Annotated in this window: 15 protein-coding genes; 8 read left to right on the forward strand and 7 right to left on the reverse strand. The window is 73.6% G+C overall.

All coding sequences use genetic code 11. The annotated features are described in order from the left end of the window. Nucleotides 1-125: 125 nt before the first annotated feature. Nucleotides 126-1,328: an OmpA family protein gene (locus I5071_RS01380; RefSeq protein WP_236520050.1), complete on the reverse strand. Its 1,203-nt coding sequence runs from the start codon at nt 1,326-1,328 to the stop codon at nt 126-128. A gap of 255 nt (nt 1,329-1,583) precedes the next feature. Here I5071_RS01380 and I5071_RS01385 point away from each other — a divergent pair, with 255 nt between their 5' ends. The 6 genes from I5071_RS01385 (at nt 1,584) to I5071_RS01410 (ending at nt 7,074) form a co-directional block, all read left to right on the forward strand. Further along, a complete protein-coding gene (locus tag I5071_RS01385; RefSeq protein ID WP_236520051.1) occupies nt 1,584-2,219 on the forward strand; it encodes a hypothetical protein in 636 nt (211 codons plus the stop codon). A gap of 89 nt (nt 2,220-2,308) precedes the next feature. Next, entirely contained in the window at nt 2,309-3,802 is a 1,494-nt protein-coding gene (locus I5071_RS01390) for an AMP-binding protein (RefSeq protein ID WP_236520052.1), read from the forward strand. Continuing rightward, a complete protein-coding gene (locus I5071_RS01395; RefSeq protein ID WP_236520053.1) occupies nt 3,799-4,959 on the forward strand; it encodes an aminotransferase class I/II-fold pyridoxal phosphate-dependent enzyme in 1,161 nt (386 codons plus the stop codon). Before I5071_RS01390 ends, I5071_RS01395 begins: the two co-directional genes overlap by 4 nt. Further along, nucleotides 4,956-6,275 carry an asparagine synthase-related protein gene (locus tag I5071_RS01400; RefSeq protein WP_236520054.1) on the forward strand — a complete coding sequence of 440 codons (1,320 nt, stop codon included), beginning with the start codon at nt 4,956-4,958 and terminating at the stop codon, nt 6,273-6,275. Before I5071_RS01395 ends, I5071_RS01400 begins: the two co-directional genes overlap by 4 nt. After that, a complete protein-coding gene (locus tag I5071_RS01405) occupies nt 6,272-6,547 on the forward strand; it encodes an acyl carrier protein (protein ID WP_236520055.1) in 276 nt (91 codons plus the stop codon). Before I5071_RS01400 ends, I5071_RS01405 begins: the two co-directional genes overlap by 4 nt. Beyond that, a complete protein-coding gene (locus I5071_RS01410) occupies nt 6,544-7,074 on the forward strand; it encodes a serine O-acetyltransferase (RefSeq protein ID WP_236520056.1) in 531 nt (176 codons plus the stop codon). The genes I5071_RS01405 and I5071_RS01410 overlap by 4 nt, the downstream gene beginning before the upstream one ends. 3 nt (nt 7,075-7,077) lie before the next feature. Here I5071_RS01410 and I5071_RS01415 read toward each other — a convergent pair whose 3' ends face one another. Beyond that, a complete protein-coding gene (locus I5071_RS01415; RefSeq protein WP_236520057.1) occupies nt 7,078-7,746 on the reverse strand; it encodes a hypothetical protein in 669 nt (222 codons plus the stop codon). Nucleotides 7,747-7,786: 40 nt separating this feature from the next. Further along, nucleotides 7,787-8,338 (reverse strand): hypothetical protein, encoded by a 552-nt coding sequence (locus I5071_RS01420; RefSeq protein WP_236520058.1) that lies wholly within the window; start codon nt 8,336-8,338, stop codon nt 7,787-7,789. A 54-nt stretch (nt 8,339-8,392) separates the two neighbouring features. On the opposite strand from I5071_RS01420, the gene nagZ reads away from it, so the two are divergent. Next, the gene (gene nagZ / locus I5071_RS01425; RefSeq protein ID WP_236520059.1) at nt 8,393-9,463 is read left to right on the forward strand and encodes a beta-N-acetylhexosaminidase; all 1,071 of its coding nucleotides are present in this window, start codon (nt 8,393-8,395) and stop codon (nt 9,461-9,463) included. Here nagZ and I5071_RS01430 read toward each other — a convergent pair. Together I5071_RS01430 and I5071_RS01435 are read right to left on the reverse strand one after the other, a co-directional pair. Next, entirely contained in the window at nt 9,444-10,010 is a 567-nt protein-coding gene (locus tag I5071_RS01430; RefSeq protein WP_236520060.1) for a TetR/AcrR family transcriptional regulator, read from the reverse strand. The genes nagZ and I5071_RS01430 overlap by 20 nt on opposite strands. Further along, nucleotides 10,007-10,849 carry an alpha/beta fold hydrolase gene (locus I5071_RS01435; protein WP_236520061.1) on the reverse strand — a complete coding sequence of 281 codons (843 nt, stop codon included), beginning with the start codon at nt 10,847-10,849 and terminating at the stop codon, nt 10,007-10,009. The genes I5071_RS01430 and I5071_RS01435 overlap by 4 nt, the downstream gene beginning before the upstream one ends. Nucleotides 10,850-10,931: 82 nt before the next feature. Between I5071_RS01435 and I5071_RS01440 the strand changes: the two genes are divergently transcribed. After that, complete coding sequence (locus I5071_RS01440; RefSeq protein ID WP_236520062.1) at nt 10,932-13,457, forward strand: hypothetical protein; 2,526 nt, start codon at nt 10,932-10,934, stop codon at nt 13,455-13,457. Here the strand turns inward: I5071_RS01440 and I5071_RS01445 are convergent, their stop codons facing one another. Together I5071_RS01445 and I5071_RS01450 are read right to left on the reverse strand one after the other, a co-directional pair. Then, complete coding sequence (locus I5071_RS01445) at nt 13,458-15,248, reverse strand: ligand-binding sensor domain-containing protein (protein WP_236520063.1); 1,791 nt, start codon at nt 15,246-15,248, stop codon at nt 13,458-13,460. It abuts the gene before it with no gap. Beyond that, nucleotides 15,245-19,228 carry a VIT domain-containing protein gene (locus I5071_RS01450; protein WP_236520064.1) on the reverse strand — a complete coding sequence of 1,328 codons (3,984 nt, stop codon included), beginning with the start codon at nt 19,226-19,228 and terminating at the stop codon, nt 15,245-15,247. Before I5071_RS01450 ends, I5071_RS01445 begins: the two co-directional genes overlap by 4 nt. Between the last annotated feature and the right edge of the window lie 37 nt (nt 19,229-19,265).

Genomic DNA, 19,265 nt, shown 5'->3' on the forward strand with positions numbered 1-19,265 from the left:
GGACCTTCGTCGTCGCGCCCGCGGTCTCTCGGGCCGGCACGCATCGCGCGCTCGGCGCCGCCGTGCGAGGCGCGCGAACGCCCTCTCCGCGCATCACGCACGGGGAGGGCGTTCTCGTTCCGTCGTCACTCCGCGTCGCGCACTCCGGGCGGCGCGGGATCGACGTAGTCGGGCTCCGGCGGATCGGGCGCGGGCGCCTCGCCCTCGGGGCGCATGCCCTCGCGCCAGACGATGTCGAACTGCACGCGTCGATTGACCTGGTGGTCGTACTCGGTCTCGGCGTCGGGGATCTCGGGGCGCGACTCGCCCCATGCCTCGATCTCGACGACCTCGCGAGGCACGCCGTGCGCTTCGAGATATCGGAGCACCGCCTCGGCGCGCTTGCGGCTCAGGTCGACGTTGTACGCCTCGGGCCCGCGTCGATCGGCGTGGCCGCTGATCACCAGCGCGGCCCAGCGATCGCCGCTCTCCTCGTAGCGCCGCGCGACCTCGTCGAGCTGCTCCATGCCGGTCTCGCGGAGCTCCCAGCGATCGAAGTCGAAGAACACGCGCTCGTCGATCACGAGCTGGTCGTCGATGAACGGCTGCGCGATGTCTTCCTCCTCGGGCAGCGGCTCGGGCGCGACCGCGGGCGGCGGCGCCTCGCGCTCGATCGGCGCGGGCGGCGGGCCCGCCGCGAGCTCGGACACCGGCTTCATGTCGAGCGCGCCCTCGGGCGGTCTCGTGTGCGCCTCGTCGAGGAACGTGATCTCGAGCCCGCCGTTCCACACGAGCACGAAGCCCTGTCCGAATCGATCCTCGGTCTCGACCATGTGCGTGAACTGCCCCATCGGCGACAGCACGATCGGTCCGAGCTCGAACCCGTAGCCGAGGCCCGCGTCGAACACCGGGATCACGTCGCCGTCGACCAGCCAGGGCCCGGCGCCCATCTGGATCCACAGCCCGGTGCCGCGCCGGCCGTTCATCAGTCGCGCGAGGGGACGCACGCGCATGCTCGCGCTGAGCTGTCCGAAGTCGAGCCAGCCGCGATCGACGGGGTCCTGCACGATGACCTCGCCGGGGCTGAGCGCGCCGCCGCCGAGGCGCAGACCGAACGCGATCTCGGGCGCGAACGAGCGATAGGCGCCGAGCGCACCGCTGCCGCCGACGTCGAACTGCTGCGTCGCGAGGTCGTTGATCGGCCCCGAGACCATCCCGTCGATCACGAAGAACCACGGCTCCTCGACCTCGAGATCCTGTCCCGCGGCGCGCGACGGGCTCGCCGCGATGATCGAGATCGCGAGGCTGCTCACCACGCCCGCGATCACGCGATGCACGTTTCTCTTCATGAAGACTCCTGCTCGTTGCGTCCGACCTCTTCGCGCTGCTCGCGTGGCCTCGTGCCTCGAGCGCCGATCGCGCTGCGCGCTCGCCGGCTCGCGTCGCAAGCTCCGCGCCTCCGCCCGGCGACCTCTCTGCGCTGGAACGCACGTGCTCACGCGAGTGGCGTCGGATCCCGGACCAGCGTGCGTGCGGTGCTCGTCGCCGTCGTCGGCGCGTGTTAGCGAGCGACGATGCCGACGACATCACGAGGACGATCGATCGTGCGCGTGGCCCTGTGGTGCGTGCTGCTCGCGGCGTGTGGCGGAGGAGAGCAGGCGCAGCCCGCGCCCATCGCGTCGACGGGCGCGGAGTCGAGGAGCGAGCCGCGCGTGATCGCGGGCACGTGCGACACGAGCTGGCTGCCCGAGGGCACGACGCGCGACGTCGCCGACGCGAGCCTCGCGAGCGAGGTGCGCGCGTGGCTCGGCGGCGAGGGCTCGCGCATCGTCGCGTCGCGCACGGGCATCGTGTTCGCGAAGAGCGAGGACGATCGCGGCGACGATCCTCCGCATCCGCCCGAGGCCGCTGCGCTCGCGGCGCGCGCGTGCGGGCTCGGCGCGCGGTGGCTCGTCGATCACCTGCGCGCGCGTCTGTCGATCTCGGCGGGGCCCGACGGCGACGGAGTGACGTGCGACGACGACGTGTGCTGCGTGCGCGGCATGGAGTTCGTGCCGAACGCGACGGTGGTCTTCCGACGCGACGCGGAGCGCGAGGTCTGGGAGGTCACCACCGCGCTGCTGGTGAACGAAGCGGCGCTCACCGAGGAGACCATCGCGCGCAATCGACGCTTCGCGGCGGACGCGGTGCAGCGGCTCGAGGGCCGCACCTGCGAGGGAGAGCCCTGGTTGGTGCGGTGATGAGCGTGGGGAGAATTTCCACGAGCTGAGGAACTTTCTTTCGGCACGCACATCCGGCAGCTATAGGAGGTCGAGAGGGGCGCGGTCGCATGGACCGGATCGAGCGAGCGCTGCTCGTCGCGGACGCCGGTCGCGACGCAGTGGTGGACGCGGGACGCGTGGTCTCGTACGGCGCGCTGCGCGGGCTCGCGCGCGCGACTGCGGCGCTGCTACGCGAGCGCGGTCTCGCGCCGGGGGATCGCGTCGCGGTGCTCCACGAGAAGACCACCGCGTCGATCGCCGCGCTCTACGGGACGTGGCTCGCGGGCGGCGTCGTCGTGCCGCTCAACGAAGCGCTCAAGTCGAAGCAGGTCGCGCACGTGGTCGCGCACTCGGGCGCGCGCTTCGTGCTCGTCGATCCTCGTCGCGCTGCGCGCCTCGATGCGGGCACGCTCGGCGACGCGACTCCGCTCGAGGTGCCCACGAGCGGCATCGACGAGCCCGACGCACCATCGCTGCGCGGTGATCGCGAGCCCGCCGCGATCCTCTACACGTCGGGCTCGACCGGCATGCCCAAGGGCATCCTGCTCAGCCACGCGAACCTGATCGCGGGCGCGCGCATCGTCTCGACCTACCTCGAGATCCGGCACGACGAGCGCATCCTCTCGGTGCTGCCGTTCGGGTTCGACTACGGGCTCAACCAGCTCCTCACGTCGGTGGCGCGCGGCGCGACGCTGGTGCTGCAGCGATCGCACGTCGCGCCCGACGTCGTGCGCGCGCTGCACGAGCATCGGATCACCGCGCTCGCGGGCGTACCGCCGCTGTGGATCCAGCTCGCCGACGAGCGCGTCTCGCCGTTCTTCCGCGAGGCGCTGCCGCACCTCCGCTACATCACGAATTCCGGCGGCGCGTTCCCGGTCGAGCTCGTGCGGCGATACCGCGCGCACTTGCCGAGCGCGCGCGTCTACTTGATGTACGGGCTCTCCGAGGCGTTCCGCTCGACGTACCTGCCGCCCTCGGAGATCGATCGCCGCCCGTGGTCGATGGGTCGCGCGATCCCGGAGACCGAGATCCTCGTGGTGCGCGAGGACGGCAGCGAGTGCGACGCGGGCGAGCCCGGTGAGCTCGTGCACGCGGGGCCCACGGTGTCGCTCGGCTACTACCGCGATCCCGAGGAGACGGCGCGCGTGCTGCGACCCGATCCGCGCGGAGGCGAGCGGCCGCTCGCGGTGTGGTCCGGCGACGTCGTCACGCGTGACCCCGAAGGCTTCCTGCGCTTCGTCGGTCGTCGCGATCAGCAGATCAAGAGCCTCGGGTATCGGATGAGCCCCGAGGAGGTCGAGGCCACGCTGCGCGCCTCGCGCATGGTCGCGGACGCGGCGGTGCACGGTCGCGCGGATGCGAGCGCAGGACAGCTCGTGATCGCCGACGTGGTGATCGCGCGCGGTGAAGCGCGCGACGGCTTCGAGGCGCGCTTGCTCGCGTGGTGCCGGCGCGAGATGCCGGTCTACATGGTGCCCGCGGAGATCCGCGTGCACGACGCGCTGCCGCGGACCTCGTCGGGCAAGCTCGATCGCACGTCGCTGTCGCGAGGTGCGACTTGAGCCGCTGGGCGCGGCTCGAGCGATGGATGGCGCCCCAGGAGCGCTTCGAGGAGGTGCGCGCCGCGGCGTTCCGTCGCGCGGGCACGTCGCTCTGCGATCTCGCGTACGCGAACGCGTGGGACGGGCCTCCGCCGCGTGCGATCGAGGCGATGCAGCGCGCGCTCGATCAGCGACACGCGCTCGATCTCCAGTACACGCCGTACGGCGGGCACACCGTGCCGCGGCGGCTCGTCGCGCAGCAGCTCGCGCGCGACACCGGCGTGCCGTTTCGCTTCGACGACGTGGTGCTCACGCCCGGCGCGATGGCCGCGCTGACGATCGTGCTGCGCTGGCTCTCCGCACAGGTCGACCACGGCGAGGTGATCATCCCGGTGCCGTGCTGGCTCGACGTTCCGCTCTATGCAGAGGACGCGGGGCTCGTGCCCGTTCTCGTGCCGCTCGATCCGCGCACGCTGCGGCTCGACCTCGACGCGGTGCGCGCCGCGCTGAGCCCGCGCACCGTCGCGCTCGTGCTCGCGCAGCCGGGGAATCCGAGCGGTGTGATCCATTCGCGCGCGGAGCTCGAGGCGCTCTCGGTGCTCCTCTCGGAGCATCCGTCGCGCCCGATCCTCGTGTCCGACGAGTGCCATCGCGGGGTGCTCTTCGAGCGCGATGCGTGGGCCGCGCCGGCCGCGATCCATCCGCGCACGATCGTCGTCCACTCGTTCGGAAAGACCAGTTTTCTCCAGGGACAACGCATCGGGTACGCGGCGGTGTCGCCGCACTTCGACGACGGTGGAGCGACGTCGCGCGACCTCGCGCGGGCCTGTCGCGTGACCGGCGTTTGCACCCCCACGGCACTCATGCAGCGGGTGGTCTCCGATTTGCTGGATGTCGCGCCCGACATGGATCGGCTCTCGAGTCGACGTGATCTCGCGCTCGATGCGCTGCGCGCCGCAGGGCTCGAGGTGCAGGCGCCGCAGGCGACGTTCTTCGTGTACCCGCGCGCGCCGCGCGGGGATGCGTGGGGATTCGTCGAGCGGCTCGCGTCGCGCGGCGTGCTCGTGCTGCCGAGCGAGGTCTTCCACCACGAAGGGCACGTGCGGCTCTCGCTCACGGGCACCGACGCGATGCTCGAGCGGGGCCTGGCGGTGATCGCCGAGGAAGCATCGCGATGAAGACCGGCAGCGAAGGGCCCGCGGTGCACGATCGCGTGATCGAGGGCGAGGGATCGCGCGCTCCATCCGACGTGCGCGACGCGCTGATCGCGCGCGGCGCGCGCGCGCTCGAGGGATGCACCGGGCAGTTCGCGCTGCACGCGAGCGACGGCGAGCAGCACGTGCTCGCGCGCGATGCGTGCGGGGTCGCGAAGCTCTTCTATGCGCTGCGGGCCGACGGGACGCTCGACTCGTCGAACTACCTCGCGGATCTGCGCGCGCGCGGGCACGCCGCGTCGGCGATCAGCTCGGTGCCCTCGGGGCACGTGGTGCGCGTCGTGCCGTCGCGACGCGAGCTCGCGCTCGAGCGCTGGTCGTCCCTGCGCTTCGGCGCGAGCGATGCGCGCTGGGACGAGGCGTCGCTCGCCGAGCACGCGTCGCGCATCCGCCGCGCGCTCGACGAGACGTTCCACGCGCTCGCTGCCGGGCACGACGGCGGTCCGCTCTACGTCACGCTCTCCGGTGGGCTCGACTCGACGGTGATCGCGATGCTCGCGCGGGCGCACCTCGGGCCCTTCACCGCGATCACCTTCGCGCTCGAGGGCGTGCACGGGACGCACAGCGATCTCGCGCACGCGTCGCGCGTCGCGCGCGAGCTCGGGGTCGCGCACGAGATCGTGTGCGTCGGTCCCGATGTGCTGCGTGGGCATCTCGACGAGGCGCTGGTGCACGGGCAGGACTGGCGCGACTTCAACGTGCACTGCGCGCTGGTCAACGCGGCCCTCGCGGAGTGGATCCAGGCGCGCGATCACGATCGCCGCCCGCTCGTGATCACCGGCGACGGCATGAACGAGCTGGTCGCGGACTACACGCCGGTGCGCGTCGACGGGCGCGACCTCTATCCCCTGCCGCGCATGCCCGCGGGGCGCATGCGGCGCTTCCTCGTGCAGGGGCTCGACACCGGTGATCGCGAGGTCGGCGTCTACGCGCGCCGCGGGATCGACTGCGCGCAGCCCTATGCGATGTGCGCGCACGCGTACGCGGCGCTGCCCGATCGTGCGGTCGAGTCGCCCGACGCGAAGCAGGCGCTCGCGCGCGCGGTGATGGGGGATCGCATCCCCGAGCACGTGCTCGCGCGCCCCAAGGTGCGTGCGCAGGTCGGATCGTCCGACGAGGTCGCGGGCACGCTGCGCGCGATGCTCGATGCGGGCATCGACGGCGCGTCGCTGGAGCGACGCTTCGAGTCGCTGCTGGAGATGACGAGCGCGGAGCGCCGCGCGCTGATGCGCGCAGGCATGTACCGCTTCGCGCGAACCTTCGAGGAGCTCGAGGCATGAAGAGGAATGCACAGGTCGCGGAGGAGCTCGAGCGCTTCGTGCGCGAGCGCTTCCAGGTGCGTGGAGACGACGTGACGTTCTCGCGCAGCGTGCACTTGTTCGAAGAGGGCTACGTGGACTCGACCGGGCTCGTCGAGCTCATCGGGCACCTCGAGGCGACCTTCGGCGTGCACGTGCCCGAGGACGCGATCTTCGATCCGTCGTTCTCGTCGATCGACGGCATCGCGAAGGTGATCGGGGCGCTGCGCTCGGGGAGCATGGAGGCCGCGTGATCGCGGAGTGGCTCGACGGCGACTATCGCCGGCACGGCGGCAGGGACGCGCTGGTCGAGCCCGGGTTCTGGGCGCTCGGCGTCTATCGCGTCGGGCGCTGGGCGATGGCGCGACGATCACCCGCGGGACGATGGGCGATGGACCGGGTCTACCGCGCGCTGAGCGCGGGCGCGCAGCTCGGCCTCGGCGTCGCAGTGCCGCGCGAGGTCGCGATCGGCGAGGGCTTCCACCTGCTCCACGGCAACGGCGTGCGCATCCATCCCGAGGTCGTGATCGGGGATCGCGTGACGATCATGCACGAGGTCACGATCGGCGCGACGATCGGGCGCAGCGGCGTGCCGCGCATCGAGGACGACGTGCTCGTCGGCGCGGGCGCGAAGATCCTCGGGCCGATCCGGGTCGGCGCAGGCGCGCTGATCGCCCCGAATTCATTGGTGATCAGCGATGTTCCTCCCGGCGCGACGGTGATGGGGGTGCCGGCGCGCGTGGTGCCGAGCGGGACGGGCGCGCCGCGTCGCGACGAGTGACGATCAACCGCGCGTGAGCGTGCCTTCGGCGCCGCACGACGCGCACGCGATCGCGGTCGGGAGCCAGGCGGTCGGCATGAGGATGCGCGCGTCGCAGCTCGGGCACCGTGCGGCGTGCATCGCGAGATCGGCGAACGCACCGTCGCGCGCGAGGCGCTCGATCAGGAGCGTGCGCACGCGGAGCGCGGCGCGCCGATCGTAGGTCTCGAGCAGCACGTGCCGGATCCACGACGCGTCGACCGCGACCAGCATCCAGCCGTCCACGTCGACGGCGCGCGGCACCACCTCGATGCGGTCGAAGTCACGCGCGTGCAGCTCGAGCGCGACCCGATCGAGGTCGGGCGCGCGATGCAGGCGCAGCGTGCCGCCGCTCACGATCAGCGTCGCGCGGCGCTGGGCCGAGCCGCGGAGCTGCGTCGCGAGCCCGGCGCCGGCGGCGCTGCCGAACGTCGCGAGCGCGAGCGCGCCGAGGAACGCGCCCGGGCCCGGCGCGACGAGCGCGAGGACGCCCGCGGCGAGCACCGGGATCCCGCCCGCCGCGATGATCGCCGCACCGCTCGCCGGCCCGCGACCCACCTGATCGAGCACCAGCGCGTCGCCGCGTCCGGCATCGCGATAGCTCGCGAGGCCCTCTCCGCGTCGGACGACGATCGCGCCCACGGCCGATGCCACGAGCGAGAGCGTGCGTGAGCGCCGGCGCTGCCGCCAGCGGTCACGCGGCGAGGTGCCGCAGCAGCGCGTCGCGCACCGTCGCCGCGCGCCGCGCGCAGCCGAGCGCGAGCAGCGTGGTGCGAGCCCCGGTCACCGTCTCGACCGCGACGTGGTGCACGAGGTCGCCTTGATCGGTGCGTCGCGGCTCGACGAAGAACGAGGCGATCTCGCCGCGCACGATGCGCGTCGAGCGCAGCGTCGCGAGTGGCAGTGGACCGTGCACGACGCGGAGCGCGCGCTCGTCGAGCGTGATGCGCGTGCGGTTCACCAGCCGCGCGACGACCTCCCACGCGAAGAGCGCGGTCAGCGCGAGCCACGCCGCGACGATGCCGAGCAACGCGATCGAGGCTCGCGGATCGTCCCCGCCCGCGCGCACCGCGAGCGCGCCCAGCGCCACGCCGACGCCGAGCCAGGGCAAGGCAGCCGGTGCCCCGCGCCACGCCGCCGCATCGCGCCACGTGTGCTCGATCCGCAGCGTGCCGGACCGCGGAGCATCGCGATAACCGGCCGACGGAGAGGGCTCGACGAGGAGCTCGAGCTCGCGTGACGCCACGAGGACGAGATAGTCCCCGCGCGCGCGCCGAACAGCGCGAGGTAGAGTGCGCGCGTGACGAACGACGCGATCCGGAGAGCAGCAGGGCGAGTGTTGATCGTGGGGTTCCCGGGGCGCGCGCTTCCGGCGCCGATCGCGGCGCTCGCCGCGGAGGGCGCGCTCGGGGGCGTGATCCTCTTCAAGCGGAACCTGGGGACGATCGAGGAGATCGCGGCAGTGATCGACGGGGTGCACGACGCGTTCGGCGCCGGGCACGCGCCGCTCGTGTCGATCGATCAAGAAGGAGGCCGCGTCGCGCGGCTCGGCGCGCCCTTCGTGAAGCTGCCGCCGATGCGCGTGCTCGGGACGAGGGACGACGAGGCGCTCACGCGGCGTGCGGCGCGCGTGCTCGGGACGCAGCTGCGCGCGCTCGGAATCGGCGTCGACTTCGCGCCGGTGCTCGACGTCGACACGAACCCCGCGAACCCGGTGATCGGCGATCGCTCGTTCGGGCGCGATCCCGACGTCGTGATCCGCCACGCGCTGGCGTTCGCGGAGGGGCTCGGCGACGCGGGCGTGCTCGCGTGTGGCAAGCACTTCCCGGGGCACGGAGACACCGATCTCGACAGCCACCTCGCGCTGCCGCGCATCGCGCACGATCGCGCGCGGCTCGATCGCGTGGAGCTCGCGCCCTTCCGCGCGGCGCGCGCGAAGGTGCCGACGATCATGACGGCGCACGTCGTGTTCGACGCGATCGATCCCGGCGTGCCGGCGACGCTCTCGCGCGCGGTGATCGAGGGCGTGCTCCGCGGTGAGCTCGGCTACGACGGAGTGATCATCAGCGACGATCTCGAGATGAAGGCGGTCGCCGATCGCTGGGGCGTCGCGGACTCCGCGGTGCGCGCGATCGACGCGGGGTGCGACGCGCTCCTGGTGTGTGCGACGCCGGAGCGGGTGATCGAAGCGCACGCGGCGCTGGTGGCGCGCGCCGAGCACGACGACGCCTTCGCGGCGCGGCTCGAGGCGGCGGCGAGGCGGGTCGATGCGCTGCCGCGCGTGCCGCGCCCTGCGCCCGACGTGCTCGCGCGGATCGAGGCGGCGGGTGGCGCGGAGATCGAGCGCGCGCTCACTCCTGCGTCGTCGTGAGACCGTCGACGATCAGCTCGATCGCGTAGCGAAACGACGCGTCGACCGAGGTGTCCATCGCGAGCTGCCCCGCGGCCTCGAGGTGCACGAACCCGTGCACCATCGAGCGCACCGCGCGGATCGCGTGCACGCGCTTCGCGGCCGGGATGCCGATCTCCGCGAGCGGCTCGTCGAAGAGCGCGAGCAGGCGCGTCGCGACCGGGCGGAAGTCGGCATCGTCGGGCGCGATGCGCGTGCTCCCGAGCACCGCGAAGAGCGCAGCGTGCTCGCGCGCGAAGGTGCGATAGCTCGTCGCGAGCGCGCGCAGCCGCGCCTGCGGCCCACGCGCTCGGGTGATCGCGCGTCGCGCCTCGTCCTCCCAGCGCTCCCAGCCGCGGATCGCGACGCGCCGCCGCAGATCGGCGCCGCTCTCGACGTGGTTGTAGAGGGACGGCGGCTTCACGCCGAGCGCGCGCGCGACGCGATTCCAGCCGAGCCCTTCTTCGCCTTCGGCGTCGACGAGCGCGAGCGCGACGTCGACGACCTCGTCGGTGCGCGACGACTTCACGACGCGACGCCCTCGACCGTGCGCGACGGGCTCTCGGTCAGCGCGCGATACGCGGCGATCACCGCGTCGGCATCTTCGAGGTGCGGGTAGTGCCCGATGCCCTCGAGCACGGTGCTGCGTGCCCGGGTGCCGGTGAGCGCGCGCTCGAGCGCGACGACCTCGGCGCGGGGATCGGGGAAGTCGGGATCGGCGCTGCCCATCACGATCGCGACGGGCGCGCGCACCGCGCCCATCGACTGCTCGACCTCGCGGCGATCGGTGCGGAGCAGCTCGACGAGCGCGTGACGGCGCGTGCGGTCGCGCAGCATCGTGCGCACCGTCGCGAGGTGCGCATCGAGGTCGCTCGGCACGTGGCGCTTGAAGAGCGAGCGGTAGTACGCGCCCCAGAGCGTCGGGCCCCACGGCGCACCGAAGAGCGGGCGCCAGAGCGGGCGCAGGATGCGACCGAGCGGCAGGTCGCGCGCGACCGGGCCGAGCAGGAGCAGGCCGGAGATGCGCTCGGGGTGCCGCGCCGCGGCGAGGAGCGCGGCGGCGCCGGAGATCGAGCTGCCCGCGATCACCGCGCGCTCGACGCGCGCGGCGTCGAGCACCGCGATCACGTCCTCCGCGAGATCGTGCACGTCGTGGCGGGTGAAGGTCGCGTCGCTCTCGCCGTGTCCGCGGAGATCCGCGGTGAGCACGCGCGCGCCGCGCTCGAGCAATTGCGGCGCGAGCGCGCGGTACTGGGCACGCGTGTCGCCGAGCGAGGGCAGGCAGAGGACGGCGGGAGCGGTGGAGGGGCCCTGGTCGTCGTAGGCGATGCGGCCCTCGGGGCGCTCTGCGTGGTGCGTCGTGGTCATGTGCTAACGGTGTTAGCTAACGGCGTTAGTGTCAAGGCCGAGGGCGAAGATCCGCGAGCGCGGGCCGTACACTGCCGGTCGCATGTCGCCCTCGGATCACTCCCTCGTGGGACGCGCGCGCGAGCTCGCCGAGCTCGAGGCGCTGCTCGCGAGCGGCGAGCGCCTGGTGACGCTCACGGGGCTCGGCGGCATCGGGAAGAGCGCGCTCGCTCGGTGCATCGGGGCCGGTGAATCGGACGTCGTGCGCTGCGATCTCGACGAGGCGACCACCGTCGAGGCGCTCTCGGACGCGGTCGCGGCCGCGCTCGACGCGGGGCCTGGAGGAAGCCCTCGCGACCCGTCGTGGCCCGCGCGCGCGATCGCGGCGCGCGGGCCCGTCCTGCTGGTGCTCGACCCGCTCGATCGGGTCGCGGGCGCCGCGGCGCGCATCGCGGAGTGGCTCGCGTGCGCGCCCGAGCTCGTGGTGCTCGCGGTCTCGCGCGAGCGGCTGCAGATCCCCGGCGAGATCGCGTACGAGGTCGGTCCGATCGCCACCGACGACGATGCGATCGCGCTCTTCGTCGCCGCCGCGGGCGCACAGCGGCACGGCTACGCACCGAGCGACGACGAGCGGAAGGTGATCGCGGAGATCGTGCGCGAGCTCGATCGGGTGCCGCTCGCGATCGAGCTCGCGGCGGCGCGCCTCGCGGTGATGGGCCCGGCCGCGCTGCTGCATCGACTGCGGAGCCGCTTCGACGTGCTGCGACGTCCGGGAGGGCGAGGGCGCCACGGCGCGCTCGAGGCCTCGCTCGCGTGGTCGTGGGAGATCCTCGAGCCGTGGGAGCGCGAGGTGCTCGCGCAGTGCACGGTGTTCCGCGGCGGCTTCGGGCTCGACGCGGTGGAAGCAGTCGTGGCGACGAGCGTGCCGGTGATCGACGTGATCGCCGCGCTGCGCGCGAAGTCGATGATCCGCGCGCAGTCGATCGAGCGCGGCGAGCTGCGGCTCTCGCTCTACGAGAGCGTGCGCGCGTACGCGACGCGCGGCGTGGGGGAGGGCGCGCGGGAGCTCGAGGCGCGGCACGCGAAGCACTTCGTCGAGCAGGCGGAGCGATGGGCGGCGAGCGTGGAGACGCGCGACGGAGACGAAGCACGCGCGTGGCTCGCGCTGGAGCGCGAGAACCTCCTCGCGGTGGTCGAGCGCATCCTGGGGCGCGGCACGGTGAGCGCGCGGATCGCGGAGCTCGCGCTGCGCGCGCTCGTCGCGCTGGTGCCGGTGCTCTCGGTGCGCGGACCGCTCGAGCTCTACGCGCGCCATCTCGAGCGTGCGCTCGAAGTGACCGCGGGCTCGGGCGCGGATCCCCGGCTTCAGGCGCGAGGCCTGCTCGTGCGTGGCGCGCTGCGGAGGCAGCGCGGCGACGTCGCGGGCGCAGAGCGCGATCTCGGCGAGGCGCTGGTGCTCGCGCATCACACCGGCGATGCAGCCGTCGAGGCACGCGCGCTGCTCGCGGTCTCGCGCATCGCGTCGCAGCGCGGCGATCTCGAGCGCGCATCGGCCGCGATCGAACGCGCGATCGCGATCGAGAGCGGCGATCCGGGCGGCGAGGCGCGGGGATGGATCGCGCGCGCGGAGCTCGCGTGGGCGCGTGGTGATCGCGATGCGGCGCGGGACGCGCTCGAGCGTGCGCGAGCGCGCGGGATGCGATCGGCGCTGATCGAGGCGGCGATCCGCCGGAGGCTCGCGCTGGTGGAGCTCTCGGACGGACGCGCCGACGACGCTCGCGCGCACCTCGCGGTGGCGCGTGAGCTCGCGGGCGCGCTGCACGATCGACGCGGCCTCGCGATCGCGAGGGCCCTCGGCGGCGTGGCCGATCACGTCGAAGGTCGGCTCGATGACGCGGCCGGCGCATACCGCGAGGCAATCGCGGATCTCGCGGCCGGAGGGTTCGTCACGCTCGAGGCGATCGTCGGTGGGGCGCTGGGGATGGTCCACGCCGAGCGCGGCGATCGCGCGGAAGCGCGGCTCCTCGTGCAGGGCGCGCGCGCTGCGCTGGAGGGCGGCGACCCCGCGCTCGACGCGTTCTTCACGTGCGTGCTCGCGCGCATCGAGGCACTGGCGGGGCGGGACGCAGCGGGGCGTGCGCTGTTCGTCGTGGCGCGAGGGCGGAGCGCGAGCGCGGCCGACGCGTCGGTGGTGGCGCTGGTCGACGCAATCGAAGCGAGCAAGCTCGAAGGCGCACCGCCGTCGCTCGCGCTGACGTTGATCGCGCGGCTCCGTGCATCGAGCGCACGGCCGCAGGTCCAGGAGCGCGCCGACGCCGTGCGGGTCGGCGACGCGGGCTCGTGGTTCCGCGTGGGAGGCGGGGAGCGCGTCGAGCTCGCGAAGCGGAAGCCGCTGCGTCGCATCCTCGACCGCCTGGCGGACGAGCACGCGAGCGCCCCGGGGCGCGCGCTCGCGTGGGACGCGCTGATCGAAGCGGGCTGGCCCGGCGAGAAGATGCGCGCCGACGCGGGCGCCCACCGCGTGCGCGTCGCGATCTCCACGCTGCGCAAGATGGGTCTGCGCGACGTCGTGAAGACCGTCGAACAGGGCTACCTCCTCGACGCGCAGGTTCCGATCGTCCGCGATTGATCACTCCGCGACACGCACCCGCGCGAGCCCCGCGCGCGTCGCGATCCACGCCTCGTGCTCGTCGATCGCGAGCACGTCGGTCACGTCGTCGCCCGGCATGCCTTCGCTGCGCCCGATGCGCGACCACGCGCCGGGCTCACCGACGAGCAGCCCGCCCTCGAGCGTGCCCACCCACGCGCGCTCGGCGCGCGTCTCGATCGCGTGCGGGTTGATCCACCCGCAGGGCAGCGTCGCGCCCTCGCGCTCGATCACGAAGCGCCCGCTCGTGTGGGTGACGAGCCCGCCGTGGTAGGTGCCCGCGAGGAGCCCGCCGCGCCACGGCGCGACCGCGGTCACCCAGTCCACCGGCAGCGCGCCCGTCGCGACCGACTCGCGCGCGAAGCGACCGGTCGCGGGGTCGAAGCGCAGGAGGCCGTGCAGGCTGCCGACCCATACGTTGCCGCGCGCGTCGGTCGTGACCGCGTGCAGCTGCGCGACCGGCATCGAGTCGTCGCCGCTCCAGCGCTGCCAGCGATCCCCCTCGCGCCGCGCGAGCACGCGCGACGTCGTGGCCCAGAGCGCGCCGCGGCGATCGACGTGCAGCGCGGTCACGTGCTGATCGCCGGGGCCGTTCGGATCGTCGATCGGCGCGAAACGACGGCCGTCGTGCACGAAGACGCCGCGATCGGTCGCGATCCACAGGCGCGCGCCCTCGGCGCCGCGCGTCACCGCGAGATCGTTCACCCGCGGATCGACGTGCCAGCGATCGAGCGCGATGCGCACTGCTTCGATGCGGCCGCTCGCGTCCATCCGTGCGAGCCCGCGGTCGAACGTGCCGATCCAGATCGCGCCGTCGTAGCGCGCGAGCGCCGTGAGATCGGCGCTGGGCAGCCCTCCGCCGAGCACCCGCCGCGCAGTGCCGTGCTCGACGCGCACGAGGCCCCCGTCGTCGGCGACCCACACGACGTCGCCCTGCACGGCGAGCGCGCGGGCGCGCGCCGACACGCCGCGGATCGATCGCACGCGCGTGCCCTCGAGCTGCGCGACGCCACCGCCCCAGCTCGCGACCCACGTGCGATGGATCGCGCGCACGTCGCGCACCGCGAGCCGCTCGGCGGCGCGTGTCTCGTCGGCGCGCGCCGCGATCGTTCCGTCGCCGGCGACCCGCGACACGCCACCGAGCGTCGCGACGAGCACGTCGTCGCCGTGCGTCTCGAGATCCCACACGAGATCGTGGGATAACCCCTGCGCGTGGCGGATACGCCCGCGGATCGCGCCGCTCGCATCGAGGCGCACCACGCCGCGCCCTGCGGTCGCGATCCACAGCCCGTCGGGTCGCGCGAGCGCGTCGGTCTGCCGCGCGTAGGTGGGATCGCTGCCCAGCGACACCGCCTCGGGCGCGCCGTCGCGCACTCGGAAGAGGCCCTCGCCGTAGGTCGCGATCCAGATCGCGCCGTGCGCGCGCAGCACGCGGCGTGCGCGCGCGATCGCGAACGTGCGCGTCACGCGCAGGGTGCCGTCGAGCTCGGCGACGCCCTCGATCGACGCAGCCCACACCGCGCCGTCGATCACGTCGAGCGCGCGGAGGCGCGTGCCCGGCAGACCGTCCGCGCTCGTCAGCGTGCGCGTGACGCGCTCGCCTTCGATCACCACGAGCCCGCCGGAGGTCGCCGCGAGCACGCGCCCGTCGGGCATCACCTCGACGTCGTGCACGTCGCCGGTCGCGCCGATCGTCTCGAGCACCTCGAGCCGCGGCTGTGCGCGCGCAGCCGACGCGAGCGCGAGCACTCCGATCACGATCAGCGCTCTCATCGCGCGATCTCCACCGGCACGCGCCGCGTCGACACGTTCGCCGCGAGATCCGCGACCACCACCTCGAGCGCCATCGTGCCCTCGGCGTCGTCGGGCACGCGCAGCGTGCCTTCCCAGGTGCTCGGCCCGGTGAGCTCGAGCGAGACCGGCTCGCCGCCCGGCGCGCGCACCTCGACGCGACGCACGTCCGCGAGGAGCTGCGCGCGCTGCGGATCGATCTCCCGACGCCCCACCTGCGCGAGATCGGCCTCGGTGATCACCTGCCGAGCGCGCACCGTGATCGTCGCGCCCGGGCGCGCGTCTCCGTCGATCTCGATCGCGACCTCGGGCGCGCTCGCGTCCACCGTGTAGAAGACGCGCAGCTGCTCGGCCTCGCCATCGGCGTGCGTCACGAGGATCTCGATCGGGAAGGTCCCTTCGCCCGCATCGCGCGGGATCAGGAAGCGCGCGGTCCAGCGATCGATCGCGGGCTCCCAGCGCGCGTCGATGGTCTCGCCGAAGGGCAGGATCACCGTGACCGCACGTGCGTCGGCGGGCGCGGGGATGCGGATCTCGGGGTCACCCGGCAGCGCACGCGCCGGGCTCACCGTCGCGCGCACCTCGGCCTCGGCGTCGGCCTCGTCCGGCGCGGCAGGCGTCTCCTCCACCGCGACGAAGGACGTGAACGGCGTGACCACGTGGTGTGCGAGACCGAGCTCGGTCACCTCGCGCACGAGGTCCTCGTCGTCGCGCACCTCGAGCCGGCGCACGCGATCGCCGATCGCGGCGCGCGCCCAGAGCGACTCCTGCGACGCGTGCGGCCCGTCGGGTGTGGGCTCGCCCGGGAGCGTCACGTCGATCGCGCGCTCGTAGCGCCGGCCGTTCACCGAGCCGCGCACCCGCACCGTCGCGCGGCCGCCGCGCACGAAGCGCGCGTTCACGAAGAGCGGGCGATCCGCGAAGAGATCGGGCACGCGCGCCGGATACGCGTCGTGCACGTCGAGCCCGCCCCAGTCGATCTCGACGTCGGTGAACACCGGGCGATCGATCCACGCGTGCAAGCGCTCGGCGGCGCGCTGTGCGTCCTCGCCGAGCGTGGTGATCAGCGCGCGACCACGGCCCACCTCGGCGCTGCGCTCGAGCAGGAAACGATTGGGCGAGCTGCCCACACCGAGCGCGTAGACGCGGCTGGATCCGAGGTGCGTCGCGATCGCGCGGAGCACCTCGCCCTCGTTCGCGATGTATCCGTCGGTGACGAGCACCACGAGCGGCACGCGACCGCCCGAGCGCGCGCTCGCGGCGTTGGCGCGATCGAGCGCTTCTTCGATCGCGGGCACCATCCGCGTCGCGCCCACCGCACGCAGCTGTGCGAGGAACTCGTCGGCGCGGGCGGTCGTGTCGGCATCGCCCGCCGCGTGCTCCCCCATCCGCACCACGCGATCCGCGAACCCGATCACGTCGACGGTGTCGCCGTCGCGCAGCGCGCCGATCGCGCGACGCACCAGCGCGCGCGCCTGCTCGCTCGGACGCCCGCGCATCGAGCTCGACGCGTCGACGACGAACACGAGATCGCGGGGCGCGATGGTGTCCTCGGCGGGCGCGTCGGGCGGCTGCACCAGCAGCGTGAGCCAGCCCTCCTCACCACCGCGATGGGCGAGCACGGTCGCGCGCGGCGCATCGCCGCCGAGCCCGTAGCGCAGCACGAAGTCGCGGTTCGCGACCTGCTCGCCCTCGAGCCGCACGCTCGCGATCGAAGGACGCGCGCCGCGCTCGATCACGACGTCGTGGGTCGGCGACTCGATCGCGCCGATCGGCATGCCCGCGTCGATCGAGAGCGACATCGAGACCGCGCGCGCGTCGGGCTCCTCCGGCTGCTGCGCGACCGCGCTCGCATCGCTCGGATCGAAGCGGCGAGGCGCCGCGAGCGGGAAGGCGAGCTCGTAGCGCCCCGACTCGAAGGGCAGCGGCTGCACGAAGCGCAGGTGCACCTCGATGCGATCGCCGGGCATGAGGTTCGCGACGCGCTGCGCGAAGAGATCGGGTCGTTGCTGCTCCAACAATGCGGCGCGACGTCCGGTCGCGCGCGCCTCCTCGTAGGTGCGGCGTGCCTGCGAGCGACCCTGGATGCGCCCGCGGATCACGCGCTCGCCGACGTGCATCTCCATCGCGTCCACCGCCGCGTCGAGGGGCAGCGGGAAGAGATAGACCGCCTCGATCGGCGCATCGCCGTCGTTGACGAACTCCTGCGTGACCTCGACCTCGGCGACGAACCCCGAGATGCGCGCGTCGATCGACGTGCGACGCAGCGGCAGATCGCGCTCCGGCGCCGGCGGGGTGATCGCGGCGGGCGACGCGTCGCTCGCGACCTCGCCCTCGTCGCCGTCGACGTCGGGCTCGGCCGCCGCGGGCGCGACCGCGCGCAGCGTGCCGCGCGTCGGTCGCTCGAGGCTCGCGAGCAGCGCGGGATCGACGGTGCCCGCGGTCTCGACCGGTCCCGCGTGGCGCTCGTTGCCGCCCCACATGTGCCAGCCGTCGAGCATCGCGTCGCCGACCTCGAGGCCGATCACGTTGCCGCGCGCGGTGGTCGCGTAGACCCAGCCCTGCGCGACGATCGGCTGGAACACGATCGGCTCGCCGATCTCGTAGGCCCAGATCGTCATGCCGGTGTCGACGTCGGTCGCGACGAGCTGACCGTCGACCGTGCCGAACACGAGGAGCGATCCGACGATCGCCGGCGGGCTCAGCGCCTGCGCGCCCTCGGCGCGCGCGTAGGTGCGGCGCCACACCTCGTCGCCGGTGTCGATCGCGCGCGCGAGGATCGCATCGCCGATCGCGAAGTACGCGCGCCCGTCCGCGACGGTCGGCGTCGATCCCTGGAACGCCCAGCCGGCCGCGACGTTGCGCAGCCCGAGGTGGTCGCCGTGCGGGACGTTGCCCCACGCGCCCGCTTGTCCGTGCACCAGCGCGCGATCGCGGCTCTCGCCCGCGAGATACGGCGCCTCGAAACGATCTCCTTCGCGCACGACGCGACCATCGCGCGCGGAGAGCACGACGATCTGCTCGTGGTCCCCGACTCGGCGCGCGAGCAGCACCGAGCTGCGATCGACCCACACCGCGCTCGATGCGCCGACGTCGCGCGACCAGCGGACCTCGCCGGTCCGCAGCGCGAGCTCGAAGGCGCTGCCGTCCATCGTCGCGAAGTACACGGAGTCGCCGAGGATCTGCGGCGCCTGGATCACGTCGGCGGGGATCGGCGTCGACCACACCGGCTCTCCATCATCGAGGCGGAACGCGCCGAAGCGATGCGCGCCGTCCGCGGGATACGCCGAGACCACGAGCCCGTCGGCCGCGGCGGGCTGGCTCATCAGTGGATCGCCGAGCCAGCGGCTCCAGCGGATCTCGCCGGTGCCCGCGTCGGCGACGAAGAGCGTGCAGCTCTCGGTGTTGAAGATGACGCGATCGTTCGCGACGATCGCCGCGCTCGGTCCACCGTCGGGCGCCGCGACCGACCACGCGAGCTCTCCGTCGTACGCATCGAGCGCGAAGAAGCGATGGCTCGCGAACCCACCGCCGAGGAACACGCGCCCGTTCGCGTAGGCCGCCGACGTGAGCAGCTCGTCGTTGGGCAGCGCGGTGATCCATCCGCGACGTCCACCACCCCAGTCGAAGCGCGCATTGCCGCCGCGCGGTGGATGCGGGAGCGCGATGCGGCGCACCGGCACGCGATGCTCGATCGATCCGTCGTCGCCCTCGGGCACGCCGGCGAGCGCGTCGCGGATCAGCGCTTCGTGATCGATCTCGCGCGGCGTGTGCCCCTCGATCGCCACGAAGTGATCGCGCTCGTGCGCATCGGTCGCGCTCGCCGCGGTCGTGCTCGCGCGTGGGCTGCTCGCGGGCGTCGGACAGCCATCGAGCAGCAGCGCGACGCTGCCGACCGTCCACGCGAGCAGCATCGTCCGTCGCGGCCGGGCCGCGCGGGCCCGCCGATCGAAACGCACCATCGTGTCCTCCCCGGCGCACCTCGACGTGCGCGCTCGT

The sequence above is a fragment of the Sandaracinus amylolyticus genome, from assembly GCF_021631985.1.
Taxonomy (GTDB): Bacteria; Myxococcota_A; Polyangia; order Polyangiales; family Sandaracinaceae; genus Sandaracinus; species Sandaracinus amylolyticus_A.